The sequence below is a fragment of the Xanthomonas sp. NCPPB 3200 genome (assembly GCF_056393585.1).
In genome coordinates, this window is record NZ_CM150785.1 from 800332 (window position 1) to 816129 (window position 15798).

General features: G+C 67.8%; 11 protein-coding genes and 1 other RNA gene. 10 read left to right on the forward strand and 2 right to left on the reverse strand.

Going from position 1 to position 15798, the window contains the following annotated elements; translation table 11 throughout:
• Window positions 1-24: 24 nt before the first annotated feature.
• Genes AC06DU_RS03400 through AC06DU_RS03415 form a run of 4 tightly spaced genes read left to right on the forward strand, consistent with a single transcriptional unit; the run spans window position 25 to window position 5288 of the window.
• Complete coding sequence (locus tag AC06DU_RS03400) at window positions 25-681, forward strand: c-type cytochrome (RefSeq protein ID WP_047128075.1); 657 nt, start codon at window positions 25-27, stop codon at window positions 679-681.
• Window positions 678-1751 carry a beta-propeller fold lactonase family protein gene (locus AC06DU_RS03405; protein WP_478203567.1) on the forward strand — a complete coding sequence of 358 codons (1074 nt, stop codon included), beginning with the start codon at window positions 678-680 and terminating at the stop codon, window positions 1749-1751. Before AC06DU_RS03400 ends, AC06DU_RS03405 begins: the two co-directional genes overlap by 4 nt.
• A gap of 35 nt (window positions 1752-1786) precedes the next feature.
• The gene (locus AC06DU_RS03410) at window positions 1787-2893 is read left to right on the forward strand and encodes an S-(hydroxymethyl)glutathione dehydrogenase/class III alcohol dehydrogenase (protein WP_478203568.1); all 1107 of its coding nucleotides are present in this window, start codon (window positions 1787-1789) and stop codon (window positions 2891-2893) included.
• Between the two features lie 10 nt (window positions 2894-2903).
• The gene (locus tag AC06DU_RS03415) at window positions 2904-5288 is read left to right on the forward strand and encodes a TonB-dependent receptor (RefSeq protein WP_478203570.1); all 2385 of its coding nucleotides are present in this window, start codon (window positions 2904-2906) and stop codon (window positions 5286-5288) included.
• A 565-nt stretch (window positions 5289-5853) separates the two neighbouring features.
• Here AC06DU_RS03415 and AC06DU_RS03420 read toward each other — a convergent pair.
• Together AC06DU_RS03420 and AC06DU_RS03425 are read right to left on the reverse strand one after the other, a co-directional pair.
• Entirely contained in the window at window positions 5854-7827 is a 1974-nt protein-coding gene (locus AC06DU_RS03420) for a sigma-54-dependent Fis family transcriptional regulator (protein WP_478203571.1), read from the reverse strand.
• A 252-nt stretch (window positions 7828-8079) separates the two neighbouring features.
• Window positions 8080-9012 carry a carbohydrate kinase family protein gene (locus AC06DU_RS03425; RefSeq protein WP_003482735.1) on the reverse strand — a complete coding sequence of 311 codons (933 nt, stop codon included), beginning with the start codon at window positions 9010-9012 and terminating at the stop codon, window positions 8080-8082.
• 276 nt (window positions 9013-9288) lie between these two features.
• On the opposite strand from AC06DU_RS03425, the gene AC06DU_RS03430 reads away from it, so the two are divergent.
• The 6 genes from AC06DU_RS03430 to rodA all read left to right on the forward strand — a co-directional run bounded on the left by AC06DU_RS03430 (window position 9289) and on the right by rodA (window position 15506).
• Window positions 9289-10335 (forward strand): rod shape-determining protein, encoded by a 1047-nt coding sequence (locus AC06DU_RS03430; protein ID WP_003482734.1) that lies wholly within the window; start codon window positions 9289-9291, stop codon window positions 10333-10335.
• A gap of 160 nt (window positions 10336-10495) precedes the next feature.
• Window positions 10496-10571, forward strand: a non-coding RNA gene (locus tag AC06DU_RS03435) — sX9 sRNA.
• 80 nt (window positions 10572-10651) lie between these two features.
• Complete coding sequence (gene mreC / locus AC06DU_RS03440) at window positions 10652-11845, forward strand: rod shape-determining protein MreC (RefSeq protein ID WP_102580438.1); 1194 nt, start codon at window positions 10652-10654, stop codon at window positions 11843-11845.
• Window positions 11842-12327 carry a rod shape-determining protein MreD gene (gene mreD / locus AC06DU_RS03445; protein ID WP_016900812.1) on the forward strand — a complete coding sequence of 162 codons (486 nt, stop codon included), beginning with the start codon at window positions 11842-11844 and terminating at the stop codon, window positions 12325-12327. The genes mreC and mreD overlap by 4 nt, the downstream gene beginning before the upstream one ends.
• A gap of 3 nt (window positions 12328-12330) precedes the next feature.
• Window positions 12331-14391: a penicillin-binding protein 2 gene (gene mrdA, locus AC06DU_RS03450; protein WP_039523408.1), complete on the forward strand. Its 2061-nt coding sequence runs from the start codon at window positions 12331-12333 to the stop codon at window positions 14389-14391.
• Complete coding sequence (rodA, locus tag AC06DU_RS03455) at window positions 14388-15506, forward strand: rod shape-determining protein RodA (protein WP_024940727.1); 1119 nt, start codon at window positions 14388-14390, stop codon at window positions 15504-15506. Before mrdA ends, rodA begins: the two co-directional genes overlap by 4 nt.
• Window positions 15507-15798: the final 292 nt, after the last annotated feature.

Consider the following 15798-nt stretch of genomic DNA (forward strand, 5'->3'; position numbering starts at 1 on the left):
TGTGTCACCCGCCGCGCGCACGGGGTGCGCGGTGCTCCCTCCGATCAGAAAGGTTCGTTCATGCGCAAGTCCACCGTGGGTTGTTTCGATCGTTCCATGCGCGCACCGCTGTGCGCGGTGATGCTCAGCGTCGTGCTGGCCGCCTGCGGCAAGGACGCACCGCCGCCCGCGCCCGCGCCTGAGGCGGCCACCGCACCGGCTGCCAGCCCGCCGGCGCCGGCCACCGGCACTGCCGCGCCTGCGCCTGCGGCGGCGAGCGCCGCGGTGCCCAACCCGGCCGCCGGGCCTGCGCCGGATCCGGCCACGCCGCCCGCAGCGCCGGCCACCGTGGTGCCGATCCCGAAGGGGCCGGAGGTCAAGGTCACGCCCGAGCTGATCGCCGAGGGCAAGAAGATCTATTTCTCCGCCGGCTGCAATGCCTGCCATGGCGGCACCGGTGGCGGCGGCATGTGCCCGCCGTTGACCAACGACATCTGGGTGTATGGCAGCGACGACGACACCTTGCGCACGCTGATCAGCGAAGGCACCGCCGCGATGATCACCCACGGCAAGACGCGGGTCGGGCATGAAAAGGTGGTCGGGCAGATGCCGCCGTTCGCGCCGGTGCTCAAGCCGGGCGACACCGAAAAACTGCTCGCCTTCATCCATTCGATCAACAAGACCGCGGGCAAGGCGCAATGAGGCCAGCGCCAACCGGTTGGCAGCACATCCTTGCAGCAACTGCGCTGGGCGCGCTGCTGGCCTTGGCCGGTTGCCGGCGCGATGCGGAGCCGTCGGCGTCCAACGCTGCGCCGGCGGCAGCGATGCCTGCAACGATGCCTGCAACGAAGGCCGCGGCACCGGTGCCCGCAACTCCGCCGGTATTTGCCTATGTGCCCAACCAGCGCAGCGGCACGGTGTCGGTGATCGATACGCACACCGACACGGTGGTGCGTACGCTCAGCGCGCAGGGGCAACTGGGCAAGCGTCTGCAGCAGGTATTGCCGGGCCCGCAGGGGCATCTGTACCTGATCGATGCCGAGCATCACCGCCTGATCGAACTCGATACCGACAAGGACGCGGTGCTGCGCAGCGTGGAGATCGGCGAGAACGCCGAAGGCATTGCGCTGTCGCCGGACGGCAAGCAGTTTGCGGTGTGCGTGGAAGGCCAGAACCAGGTGATGTTGATCGATGCGGCGCAGTTCAGCGTGCAACAGGTGATCGCCAAGCGCGGGCAGGCGCCCGAGCACTGCGCCTACACGCCGGACGGGCAGTGGCTGCTCACCAGCAACGAGGGCTCCAACGACATGGACATGATCGAGCTGGCCACCGGTCGCTCGCGTGGCGTGGTCGCCACCAGCGGTCATCCGCGCGGCATGGCGTTCGCGCCCGACGGGCACAGCGTCTACATCGCGCAGGAAACCGCCAACGTGGTTGACGTGATCGACCTGCAGACGCGCCAACGCCGCGCCAGCCTGCCGGCCGGCGTGCGCACGGCCGGCGTGGCGTTGTCGGCCGACGGCACGCGGCTGTATGCGTCCAACGGCGGTGCCGGCACGCTCAGCGTGATCGATACCAACACTGCGCGCAGTCTCGCCGAAATCGCGGTGGGGCTGCGGCCGTGGAATCCGGCACTGACCCCGGCCGGCGACAAGCTGTATGTCGCCAACGGGCGCTCGAACACGGTCAGCGTGATCGACACCGTCGCGTTGCGCGAGATCAAACAGATCCCCGTCGGCGAACTGCCGTGGGGCGTGGTCATCGCGCGCTGAGCGGCGGGCATGCCGCAGCGCGCCAGGGAGGCCGGATGAAGACACGCGCTGCGGTGGCATGGGGTCCGCACCAGCCGCTGACCATCGAAGAGGTGGACCTGCAGCCGCCGCGGCCCGGCGAGGTGCTGGTGCGCCTGGTCGCCACCGGGATCTGCCATGGCGATGCGCATGCATTGGCGCACGGGCAAGCAAGCAGCTTCCCGGTGATCCTGGGGCAGGAGGGCGCGGGCATCGTCGAAGCGGTCGGTATCGGCGTCACCAGCGTGCAGCCCGGCGATCACGTCATCCCGCTGTACATGCCCGAATGCGGCGTGTGCAAGTTCTGCCGCTCCGGCCGCACCAACCTGTGCCAGGCGATCCGCAGCAGCCAGGAGCGCGGGCTGATGCCCGATGGCAGCAGCCGGTTCTCGTTGCACGGCCGGCCGATCCTGCACCACATGGGCACCAGCACGTTCTCCGAATACACCGTGGTGCCGGAGATCGCGGTCGCGCGGATCCAGCCGGAGGCAGCGCTGGATCAGGTCTGCCTGCTCGGCTGCACGGTCACCACCGGCATCGGTGCGGTACTCAACAGCACGCATGTGCGGCCCGGCGACTGCGTGGCGGTGTTCGGCCTGGGCGGCATCGGCTTGTCGGTGGTGCAGGGCGCGGTACTGGCGCAGGCCGGGCGCATCATCGCGGTGGATATCGACCCGACCAAGTTCGCGCTGGCGCGCGCGTTGGGCGCCACCGATTGCCTGGATCCGCGCGACTACGGCGCACCGATCCAGCAGGTGATCGTGGACCTCACCGATGGCGGCGCCGACCACAGCTTCGAATGCGTGGGCGATGTCGGCGCGATGCGCGCGGCGCTGGAGTGCTGCCACAAGGGCTGGGGCGAGAGCGTCATCCTCGGCGTGGCCGACGACGCGCAGGAAATCAGCACGCGCCCGTTTCAACTGGTGACCGGACGGGTATGGCGCGGCAGCGCCTTCGGCGGAGTGAAAGGGCGCAGCGAATTGCCCGGCTATGTCGCGCGCTATCTGCACGGCGACATCCGGCTGGCGCCGTTGATCACCCGCACGCTGGCGCTGGACGACATCAATCAGGCGCTGGCGGACTTGCGTGCGGCGCGCGGCATCAAATCGATCGTGCTCTATTGAGGAGACGCAGATGGCAGCAGGCACACGCAGCACAGCGAAGTTGCACCATCACGCACTGGCAGGCGCCTGCGCCAGCGCCTTGCTCGCAAGCAGTGCGCTGGCAGTGGCGGCCGAGGCGCCGCAGGTGACCTGGCTGGACCGCATCGAGGTCACCGCCACGCCGATCCCCGGCACCACCATCGATGCGGCGCAACTGCCGTACATGGTGCAATCGGCCACCAACAGCGAGCTGTCGCGCGCGCGCAGCAACAACCTCGGCGATCTGTTGCAGCGGCGCTTCGTCGGCGTGGATGGCAACGATGTGCAGGGCAGCGCGTTCCAGAACGACCTCACCTTCCACGGGTTTCGCGCCTCCGCCTTGCCCGGCGCCTCGCAAGGCGTGTCGGTGTATCTGGACGGCGTGCGTTTCAACGAACCATTCGCCGACATCGTCAGCTGGGACATGCTGCCCGAGTCGGCAATCAATGCAGTGACCCTGATGCCCGGCTCCAATCCCTTGTTCGGGCCGAACACGCTCGGTGGCGCGGTGGTGTTGTCTACCGCATCAGGCCTCACCTCACCAGGAGTGCAGGGCGAGCTGAGCATCGGCAGCGGTGCGCGCAAGCGCCTGGATGCCAGTTATGGGCTCGCCAGTCAGGACGGTTGGCATGGCTTCGTCGCGGTGACCGGTTTCGACGAGAACGGCTGGCGCGATGCCTCCGAGGGCCGCCTGGGAACCGTGTTCGGCAAGGTCGGCAAGCAGGGCGAGCAGACCGACTGGAGCCTGTCGGTACTGCACGGGCGCAGCCGCCTGATCGGCAATGGCCTGCTGCCGGATACGCGCTACACCGACGATGGCCCCGAGCCCGGCCTGTATCGCGCCGACCGCCGCGCGGTGTACACCTCGCCCGATCTCACCCGCAATCGCAATACGCTGTTCACCGCGCAACTGGACCATCGTTTCACTGCGGACACCGCATTGCATGCACTGGCCTACGCACGCGTGGGCCGCCGCGACACCGTCAATGGCGATATCGGCGAGGACTACGAGGAATTCGTCGAAGAATGCGCCTCCGGTTACGCCGACGATGGCAGCGCGCTGGATGCCGATTGCGATGTCGCACGCGCCGATGCCGATGCATTGCCTACCGGCGCGCTCAACACCACCCAGATGCGCCAGGAGGCGCAAGGCCTGGCAGTCAACCTGAGCAGGCAATGGGGTGCGCATGCGCTCAGCACCGGCGTCACCTTTGATCGTGGCCATGTGCGCTATCAGCAATTCGCCCGCGATGGCTGGGTGCAACCGGACCGCTCGGTCGCTGCCGATCCGGATGCCGAGCGCGCGTTTTTTTCCGGCGTGCGCGGCAGCACCAAGACGCTGGGCGTGTTCGTCGCCGACACCTGGGCGCTGGACGCTGCCACCCATCTCAGTGCCGCAGTGCGCTGGAACCGCGTGGTGGTGGACAACATCCTTTCCACCGCCGACGACGGCGACCGCCCACGCGAGCGCTTCGTCTATGCCAAGGCCAATCCATCGTTAGGGTTGACCCATCGGCTCGATTCGGGACTGACGCTGTACGGCTCGGTCGCGCAAAACAGCCGCGCACCGACCGCGATCGAATTGGGCTGCGCCGATCCCACCCAGCCATGCCGCTTGCCGACCGGCCTGCAAGCCGACCCGCGTCTGGAGCAGATCGTCTCGCGCACGTACGAGCTCGGCGCGCGCTGGGCGCCGTCGGCCAACAGCAACGCCAGCCTGTCGGTGTACCGCGCCGACAATCGCGACGACATTTTGTTCCTGCGTGCACCGGACACCCAGCTGGGTTACTTCGACAACGTCGGCCGCACCCGCTACCAAGGCGCGGATCTGGCGCTGCGTCTGCGCAGCGGCGACTGGCAATGGTCGGCCGGCTACAGCTTCCTGGATGCGACCTACCGCAGCGATGGCGAGCTGCTGTCCGGCGAGCGCGTGATCGCCTTGCGTCCAGGCCTGCGCATCGCCGCATTGCCGCGCCACAACCTCAAGCTCGGCGTGGAATGGCAGCACGATGCGCTGACCCTGGGCGCTGGGGTGCGTGCGGTGTCCGGGCGCGTGGCTAGCGGCAACGAGGATGGCCAGGTCGACAATGCCGACGACGACGAGCCCGCACCCGAGCGCATCGACATCGGCACCGCCGGCTACGCGCTGGTGGATCTGCAGGCGCGTTGGCAACTCGGCGCGCGGCTGTCGCTGTTCGCCCGCATCGACAACGTCTTCAACCGCCGCTACGCGACCTACGCGGCCGTGGCCGAAGACGTGTTCCCCGATGGCGAACTCGCGCGTCCGCAGGATGCGCCGGTGGAAACCGGCCCGGCAAGGTTCCTCGCGCCGGGTGTGCCGCGGCAGTATCTGATCGGGTTGCGTTGGGCGTTATGAGGCTGGGGATTCGGGATTGGAGATTAGGAATTCGCAAGGCGCCAGGTGCAATCGCCAGTCGCCCGCAGCGTTATCTGGATGGTGCCGAGCTGCGCTAGCCGAGGGCGCGGTGCCCTCACCGCTCGCAGGACACGCCGTAAACCCGTCCCTGGGGGCTCGGTGGCGGCATCCATGCCGCCACACGGTCCCGCAAGCGGTGAGGACACCGCACCAGACAGTTGATTGGTTGCCTTGTTCAAAACCATGCACACCGACCATCTCGACTGGCCCTTGCCCGCCCACCGTCGCGGGACCTTACGCGGCATGGATGCCGCGTAAGAGCCTACATGGACGTATTTGCGGCGTGTCCTGCGAGGGTGGGCGGGCAAGGGCCCTGCAACCAAGCTCCAAATCATCCGCTCCACAATCGCGGCATTGACACGTGGTGCATGCCGCACCAAACAACAGCGGCACCCACCTGATGGTCAAGAAGTGCTCTTGATAAATCGCTCCAAATACCAGCGCCAAGAACCAGCATGGGCTCTAACGAATCCCCAATTCCGAATCCCAAATCCCCGCCCCTCAATCACCCGGTATCCAGGCCATGCTTGCGCAGCTTTCGATACAGCGTGTTGCGACTGATGCCCAGGGCATCGGCGGTGCGGCTGACATTCCAGCGGTGGCGTTCGAGTTGTTGCTGCAGCACCAGGCGTTCGGCCTGGTCGAGTGCGACGCGGCCGGGCATGTCGTCGGCGGCCACCGCGCCGCCATCGACCAGGCACGGTGCGCTGCCGGCATCGACGATTTCCTGCGGCAGATTCGGCAGGCGGATCACTCCGTCGCTGCACAATACCGCCGCCGTGCGCAGCACATTGCGTAGTTGGCGCAGGTTGCCCGGCCATGCGTAGCTCAGCAGTTTGTGCATCGCTTCTTCGCTGATGCGCACGCTGTGCTCGCTGGTTTCCTCGCGCAGCAGCGTGCGGATCAACTCGGCCTTGTCGCTGCGCTCGCGCAGCGGTGGCAGGTGCAGCACCACGCCATTGAGCCGGTAATACAAATCCTCGCGAAACTCGCCGGCCGCCACCCGCTGCGCCAGATCGCGATGGCTGGCGCTGATCACGTGCAGCTCCAGCGGTACCGCGCGTTCGCTGCCCAGCGGGGTGACGCATTGTTCTTCCAGCACGCGTAGCAGGCGGCTCTGCAAGGGCAGCGGCATGTCGCCGATTTCATCCAGAAACAGGGTGCCGCCGCTGGCCTGCAGCAATTTGCCATGGCGGCCTTCGCGCGCGGCATCGGTGAAGGCACCGCGCGCATACCCGAACAATTCGCTCTCGATCAATGCCTCGGGAATTGCCGCGCAGTTGATCGCCACGAACGCGCCGCCGGCCCATGGCGAGCCGCGGTGCACCGCCTTGGCGAATTCCTCCTTGCCGGTACCGGTATCGCCGCGCAGCAGAATCGATACGCGATGCGCAGCCAATTTCAATGCATTGGCCAGGTTGTGGCGCATGCGCGAATCCGAGCCGACATGTTCGCCGGGTTGCAGCTCGGTATCCGGTGCCAGCTGCGCCGGCCCGCCCACCGCCGGCAGCGCAGCGCGCGCGCGCGGCGGGCGCACCAGTGCGTAGAACCGCCGCCCGTGGCAGGCGCAGCGGATCGACCACAAGGTGCCGGCATCGCTGCCGGCGCGATGCTCGAGGGTGTCGAAATCCAGCTGCATCACCTGCGCGATGTTGCGTCCTACCAGCTGGCTGCGATCGATCTTGCCCAGTTGCTCCAGCACCGCCTCGTTGACTGCCAGCACGCGGCCATCGGTATCGATCGCGATCAGTGCCTCGTGCAGCAGGCCGGCGAACTCGGGCCGGCTATGGAAGCGCAGGATGAAGGCATGGCCGAACTGGTTGAGGAAATGCGAGCGCGAGATCTGCGCCGCCGACATGCTCACCAGGGCCACGGTGTGGCGCTGGATCTGCTTGCCGTCTTGCGCGTTGGGGGTGGACGCATCCAGCACCGCCAGCAGCCCGCCATGCGGGTCCAGGATCGGTGCGCCGCTGCACGACAGCGGCAGATGGCGGGTCAGATAATGTTCGCCGCGGTGCACGCTGACTGCGGTGCGTTCGGCGGCGCAGGTGCCCAGGCCGTTGGTGCCCTGGTGACACTCGGCCCAGCTGGCGCCGCAGAACAGACCGGCCTGGCGGAATTCGCGCAGCAGGGTCGGGTCGTGCACCCTGTGCAGCACGGTCGCCTCGGCATCGGCAAAGATCACGGCGTAGCCGCTGCCGGCGATCTGCTCGTAGAGGTTTTCCATCTCCACCTTGGCAATGCGCAGCACATCGCCCAGACGTTGCTGGCGCTCGCGCACGTGCAGCGCATCGTGCACCAGCGGCTCGGGGGCTGCCTCGGGCAACAACGCGTAATCGTCCAGGCAGCGCCGCCACGAGCGCGACAGTGGCGCGGCAAGCGGCGCGATGTCGCGCAGCCGGCGGATCTGCCGGAGCGCATCCGGCTCGATCTCCGGCAGGGCGATGGACGTGGCGGCGACAACGCTTGGCTCGGACATGGGCCAGCGTTCCTCAGTGGGCGCGAAGCGTCAGTAGAGGCACAGATCGGGCCGATGCTCAAACTGCATTGCAGCAATTGCGGTGCCGACGCGCCCCTTTCCTGCGGGAGCGGGAGCGGGGGTGCGGTGAGGGGCGGTGCGAAGCGTCGTGCTGTTCACGTTGCACGGGGCTTCGCCCGTCCCCTCATCCGCCCCTGCGGGGCACCTTCTCCCGAGAGGAGAAGGGCAAGCGCTGATCAGCGGCGGTGCGCGTCAGAGCGCGTAGCCGAACTGCTGCTTGAACTGGTCGTTGAACTCGGCAAAGTCGAACCGCTGGTTCTGCGTGCCCGGGTGCTCCACCTTCAGCGCGCCCATCAGGTTGCCCATTCGCCCGATCGTCAGCCAGTCGTAACCGCCCTGGATGCCGTAGATCAGGCCGGCGCGGAAGGCGTCACCGCAGCCGGTCGGGTCGACCACGCGGCGCTCGTGCGCCGGCGGGATGTCGTAGGTCTTTTCCGGCGTATGCACCAGCGCGCCCTTGGGGCCCTGCGTGGTGATGTAGGCCTGCACGCGCGAGACGATGTCCTTCTCGTCCCAGCCGGTGCGCTCCTGCAGCAGGTTGGATTCGTAGTCGTTGACCACCACGTACTGGGCCTGCTCGATGAACTGGCGCAGTTCCGGGCCGTTGAACAAGGGCATCGCCTGGCCGGGGTCGAAGATGAAGGGGATGCCGGCGGCAGCGAACTCTTCCGCATTCTGGATCATGCCCTCGCGCCCATCCGGGCCGACCAGGCCCAGGGTCACGCCCGGCACATCCTTCACGTGGTTCTCGTAGCTGCGCATCATCGCGCCCGGATGGAAGGCGGTGATCTGGTTGTTGTCGTGGTCGGTGGTGATGAAGGCCTGCGGGGTGAACAGGTCGTCGATGATCTTCACCCGCGACAGGTCGATCCCCAGCGTTTCGAAGTGTTCGCGGTACGGGCCGAAGTCCTGGCCCACGGTGCCCATCGGGATCGGCGCGCCGCCGAGCAGATGCAGGTTGTAGGCGATATTGCCGGCGCAACCGCCGAACTCGCGGCGCATGCGCGGGACCAGGAACGACACATTCAGGATGTGCACCTTGTCCGGCAGGATGTGGTTCTTGAACTGGTCCGGAAACACCATGATGGTGTCGTAGGCGAGGGAACCACAGATCAGTGCGGACATCGAGTCAGGCCTTTGCGTTGGGAAATACCCGCCAGTTGCCGGGCATGGCAGCGGGACGGCGCGCGCGCCGCGGCGCAAAGGGTAACGGCTGCGACCGATCAGGGCCACAACCGCATGCCATGCCCGGCGTGACCGGCACATGAAAACGACGCCGAAACGGCCGATTTTTCCTTGCCCGCACCGGGGGGGATTGCTAGGCTAGTGGACTTCGTTTTCTGCCCAAAATTTCGCCAGTCTGGCGGCGGGCACGCGACTTACCCAGGAACAACTCCCTCGATGTTCAAGAAACTCCGCGGCATGTTCTCCAACGACCTGTCCATCGACCTGGGCACGGCCAATACGCTGATATACGTACGCGGGCAGGGCATCGTACTGAACGAACCTTCGGTGGTGGCGGTGCGTCAGGACCGCGCAATCGGCGGCACGCGCTCGGTGGCCGCCGTCGGCGCCGAGGCCAAGCAGATGCTCGGCCGCACCCCGGGTCACATCACCACGATCCGCCCGATGAAGGACGGCGTCATCGCCGACTTCACCTACACCGAGGCAATGCTGAAGCACTTCATCAAGAAGGTGCACAAGTCGCGCTTCCTGCGCCCGAGCCCGCGCGTGCTGGTGTGCGTGCCGGCCGGTTCCACCCAGGTCGAGCGCCGCGCCATCAAGGAATCGGCGGAAGAAGCCGGTGCGCGCGATGTGTATCTGATCGAGGAACCCATGGCCGCGGCGATCGGTGCCGGCATGCCGGTGACCGAGGCGCGCGGTTCGATGGTCATCGACATCGGCGGCGGCACCACCGAAGTGGCGGTCATCTCGCTCAACGGCATCGTCTACTCGCAGTCGGTGCGCGTGGGCGGCGACCGCTTCGACGAGTCGATCACCAACTACGTGCGCCGCAACCACGGCATGCTGATCGGCGAAGCCACCGCCGAGCGCATCAAGCTGCAGATCGGCTGCGCCTACCCGCAGGACGAGGTGCAGGAGATGGAAATCTCCGGCCGCAATCTTGCCGAAGGCGTGCCGAAGATGATCAAGATCAACTCCAACGAAGTGCTCGAGGCATTGCACGAGCCGCTGTCGGGCATCGTCTCGGCGGTCAAGCTGGCGCTGGAACAGACCCCGCCGGAACTGTGTGCCGACGTGGCCGAGCGCGGCATCGTGCTCACCGGCGGCGGTGCACTGCTGCGCGACCTGGACCGCCTGATCTCCGAAGAAACCGGCCTGCACGTACAGGTCGCCGACGACCCGCTCACCTGCGTGGCCCGCGGCGGCGGTCGCGCGCTGGAGCTGGTGGACATGCACGGCAACGAGTTCTTCGCGCCGGAGTGATGGGGACGGGAATCGGGAATCGGGATTGGGGAATCGTAAAAACATTCCCTGCCTGCGGCCCTTTGCGGTTACGACGCAGTCCCGCCGATTTGAGTTCCAGAGCAGCCATCAAAACTACTGCGCAGCCGCCTGGCGGGCGTGGCAGGTGCTCGGAATCCTCATGCACCCCCCGTACACTCCGGTTCCTGCGCGCCGCCCGCACCCACCTGACGATTGCTCGCTACGTTTTGTTAGCCGCTCCTAGCCTGAGCCGCACCAAGGGCAGCACAGCGCTCTCCGATTCCCCATTCCCGATTCCCCATTCCCGGCCCTGACAGTGCCCTCCTACGCCGGTCCTCCCGTCGCCTCCCGTCCGGGCGAAGTCACCTCCACGCTGCGGCTGCTGGTCTATCTGGTGCTGGCGATCGTGCTGATCGCGCTCGATAGCCGGGGGGGCTGGCTGAGCCAGGTGCGTCTGCAGGCCAACCTGCTGATCCAGCCGATCTGGGCGGTGGCCGGGTTGCCGGGGCGGATCGGCTCGCAGGTGCGCGACAACGCCGCCACCCATGCGCAGCTGGTGGAAGAAACCCGTACCCTGCGCAATCAGTTGCTGGTGGCCAATGCGCGCCTGACCCGGCTGCAGACCGCCGCGCTGGACAATGCGCAGCTGCGCGAGCTGCTCAACGTGGCCGAGCGCCGCGGGCTGGACGTGCAGCTGGCGCCGATCCTGGATATCGACCTGGACCCGACCCGGCAACGCCTGCTGCTGGACGCCGGCAGCCGCGATGGCGTGCTGCTGGGCCAAGCGGTGATCGATGCCGGCGGGTTGATGGGCCAGGTGATCGAAGTGACCCCGCTGCATTCGACCGTGCTGCTGCTGACCGACCCCGACCACGCGGTGCCGGTCAGCGTGGCGCGCAACGGCGTGCGCCTGATCGTCTACGGCCGCGGCGACCGGCTGGAACTGCGCGACATCCCGCTCAGTGCCGGCGTGCAGGTGGGCGACGAAATCGTCACCTCCGGCCTCGGTGGCCGCTTCCCGGCTGGCTTCCCGGTCGGCAAGGTCTCCGAACTGCACCCGGACGACACCCACGCCTTCCTGGTCGGCGAACTGACCCCGGCCGCCAAGCTCGATCGCGGCCGCGATGTGCTGCTGCTGCGCGCGGGCAAGCCGTTGCGGGTGGTGCCGGGAATCGGGAATGGGGAATCGGGAATCGGGAGTGGCAACGGCGCCGAGGCGACGCCCTCCGCGCGATTGACCAGGCAAGCCGCAGCACCTGCATCGTCGCAAGGGGCTGTGCCTGCTAATTCCCAACTCCCGGATCCCGACTCCCGTCCCCAAAACAACCAGGGCGCAGCCACCGCGACGCCGCAGCGTGGCGCTCCTACCAATTCCCGATTCCCTATTCCCAATTCCCGTTCCCGAAACAACCAGGGCGCAGCAACCGCACCGCCGCAGAACACCGCTCCTACCGATTCCCCATTCCCGACTCCCAATTCCCGTCCGGCTCCGCAGGAGACGGACCAATGACCCGTATGCGCAACACCTGGATCCTGCCGGCGAGCATCGTCATCGCGCTGGTGCTGGGCCTGCTGCCGCTGCCGGTGGTGGTGCAGCCGCTGCGTCCTTACTGGCTGGCGCTGGTGCTGGCGTACTGGGTGATCGAGGAGCCGGACCGGGTCGGGCTGGGCATCGCCTTCGTGGCCGGCGTGCTGGCCGACCTGCTGTATGGCGGGCTGCTCGGCGAGCAGGCGCTGCGGCTGGTGATCATGACCTTCATCCTGCAGCGCTTCCGCGCGCGGATGCGCTTCTTCCCGGTCTCGCAGCAGGCGCTGGCGATCGGCGGGCTGCTGCTCAACGACCGCATCGTCTCCTCGGCCGTGCATCTGGCGGTGGGCGAGCCGACCCTGCCGTGGAGCTACTGGTGGGCGCCGCTGCTGGGCATGGCGCTGTGGCCGCCGCTGTTCGTGTTGCTGGATGCGGTGCGGCTGGGCAAGCGGAGCAAGAAGTAAGCCATGCACGGGCGCCGTCATCCCAAGAACCCGCATGCGGAGGCCGAGCAGTTCCGCCGGCGCGCGGTGCTGGGCTTTGTGATGGTGGTGATCTGCCTGGTCGGGCTGGGCGGCTGGTATTTCAAGCTGCAGGTGCTCGACCACGAGGTCTATGCCACGCGCTCGGAAGCCAACCGCATCAAGCCCAAGCCGGTGGTGCCCGGGCGCGGCATGATCTACGACCGCACCGGCCGGCTGCTGGCCGAGAACGTGCCGGCCTTCCGCCTGGACGTGACCCCGGACAAGGTCGCCGACATGGACGCCATGCTGGCCGCGCTGGGCAAGGTGATCCCGATCGCGCCGGAGGATCTGGAGCGCTTCAACCGCGAGCGGCGCGCACGCCGCAGCTTCCTGCCGGTCACCCTCAAGCTGCGCATGAGCGATGAGGAAATGGCGCGCTTTGCGGTGGAGCGCTGGCGCTTCCCCGGCGTGGAGCTGGAGCCCTACCTGACCCGGCGCTACCCGTACGGGCCGCTGTTCGCGCACATCATCGGCTACGTCGGCCGCATCGACGAGAAGGACCTGGCGGTGCTGGGCGAGGGCAATGCCGCGCTCACCCACATGGGCAAGTCCGGGCTGGAGCGCTACTACGAGCAGGACCTGCGCGGCCAGGTCGGTTACGAGCAGGTCGAAACCAACGTGCAGGGGCGGGCGATCCGCACCGTCGGCCGGGTCGCGCCGCAGTCGGGCGCGGATCTGCGGCTGTCGGTGGATGCCGACCTGCAGCGCGCGATGGTGGCCGCGTTCGGCGAGCACGAGGGCGCGGCGATCGCGATGGACCCGCGCACCGGCGAGATCCTGGGCATGGTCAGCCTGCCCAGCTACGACCCCAACCTGTTCGTCAACGGCATCTCGCATACCGACTTCAAGATGCTCAACGACAACCCGTCGCGGCCGCAGTTCAACCGGCTGGTGCTGGGCGGCGTGGCGCCGGGCTCCACGCTCAAGCCGCTGATCGCGCTGGCCGGCCTGGACAGCGGCCTGCGCCGGCCGGAAGACCGGGTGCTGTCCACCGGCATGTTCTACCTGCCCGGGGTCAGCCGCGGCTGGGGCGACTCGCACCGCGGCGGCCATGGCTGGACCGATCTGCGCAAGTCCATCGCCCAGTCGGTCAATACCTATTACTACCGGCTGGCGGTGGACATGGGCATCGAGCGCTTCGACCACTACCTGGGCGAGTACGGCTTCGGCCAGCCGACCGGGGTGGACCTGCTCGGCGAGATCGGCGGCATCCTGCCGTCGCCGGCCTACAAGTACAAAACCCGCAAGGAGCGCTGGTATCCCGGCGACACCGTCAACATCGCCATCGGCCAGGGCGACTGGAAGGTGACCCCGCTGCAACTGGTGCGCGGGGTCTCGGCGATCGCCAGCGGGCTGCTGCTGCGCCCGCACCTGGTGCTGGAGCAGCGCACCGGCTTCGATCACCCCTGGCAGCCGATGATCCAGCCGCCGGGCAAGCCGATCAGCCCGAGCGCGGCGCATCTGCAGGTGGTGCGCGAGGGCATGATGGACACCATGCGCCCCGGCGGCACCGGCTATGCGATCACGCCGGGCGCGCCGTATCAGATGGCCGGCAAGACCGGCACCGCGCAGGTGGTCAGCCGCAAGGGCGTGGCTGCGGTGGACCCGCGCAGCCTGCCGCTGCACCTGCGCCACCGTGGCCTGTTCGTCGGCTTCGCGCCGGCCGACAACCCGGTCATCGCAGTGGCGGTGGCGGTGGAGGGCGGTGGTTTCGGTACCAGCTCGGCAGCGCCGATCGCACGCAAGATCTTCGACGCCTGGCTGCTCGGCAAGCTGCCCGCCGGCCTGGAGCCGCTGGACAGCGAGCTCGGCATGACCGCGGTGGGCGTCAACCAGTTCGAAGCCGGCGCCACCGATGCGCGCCAGGCCGGCGATGCGGCCGCGGCCACGCTGGACGAGCTGCCGGTGGTGATCGGCCAGACCGCGGTGGCGTTGGACCCCAACACGCCGGCGCAGCCCGTGGTGCCGGATGTGCCCGATGCGGTCCAGGAGACCGACCATTGAGTGACATCCTGCGCTGGCTGGTGGACATGGTTGCGCGCTTCACGCGCAGCCTGGACTGGGTGCTGTGCCTGGCGCTGGGTGCGCTGATGGTGATCGGCCTGTCGGTGCTCAAGAGCGCAGGCGGCGCCGCCAACGGCGATCATCTGGTGATGGCGCAAGCCGTGCGCTTCGTCATCGGCCTGGCTGCGATGTGGGGCATTTCGCGCATGTCGGTGCTGCGCCTGCGCGCCTGGACGCCGTGGGTGTACGGCCTGTCGATGCTGCCGCTGCTGGCGGTGTTCGCGCTGGGCACCGGCAAGTACGGCCGCCAGTGGCTGGACCTGAAACTGTTCTACCTGCAGCCGGCCGAACTGCTCAAGATCAGCCTGCCGATGATGGCCGCCTGGTATCTGCACCGCATGCCGTTGCCGCCGCGCATCTCCACCGTGCTGGTGACCGGCGTGATCATCGGCGTGCCGACCGCCCTGATCATGCTGCAGCCAGACTTCGGCACCGGCGTGCTGATCGCCGCCAGCGGCGTGTTCGTGCTGCTGCTGGCCGGCCTGCCGTGGTGGTGGGTGGCGGTGGGCGTGGGCGGCGTCTCGGCGGCCGCGCCGGTGGCCTGGTTCTGGCTGCTGCGGCCTTACCAGAAGGACCGCATCATGATGTTCCTCAACCCGGAAAACGATGCGCTGGGCGCCGGCTGGAACATCATCCAGTCCAAGATCGCGATTGGCTCGGGCGGTTTCGACGGCAAGGGCTGGGGACTGGGCTCGCAGTCGCATCTGAACTTCATTCCCGAACAGACCACCGACTTTGCATTCTCGGTGCTCAGCGAGGAGTTCGGCTGGATCGGCGTGGCGACCGTGCTCAGCCTGTACCTGATCGTGATCGCGCGCTGCCTGTGGATCGCCTCGCAGGCGCGCGACACCTATTCGCGCCTGGTCGCCGGTGCCACCGGCCTGGCCTTCTTCGTTTACGTGCTGGTCAACGGCGGCATGATTTCCGGCCTGCTGCCGGTGGTGGGCGTGCCGATGCCGCTGATGAGTTACGGCGGTACCTCGGCGGTGTCGCTGCTGGCCGGGCTGGGCTTGGTGATGGCGGTCAAGGCGCACCGCCCGGTGCACGGCTACTGAGCCGGCAGGTTCTGCAGCCGACGCTGACAGGCACTCACCCATGTCGAAAGAGCCAATCACACCAGGCCAGGCGCAGCACGCCGCTGGCGACAAGCCCATGACACGCAGCTGACGCTGCGCAAGGCGCGCGCGGTTCTGCGCGCTGCGTTGCAATGACGACATCCCGGCGCAGGGCCGCTTCGCGCATGCGGCATCGGGTTCGCTCGCCTTCTGTGAATGGGCGCGTCGCTCCGTAGAGTCCGATGCGCCGCCGTCCTGCGCGCGGCCGGGTCGCGTTGCAGTTGCAGGCACG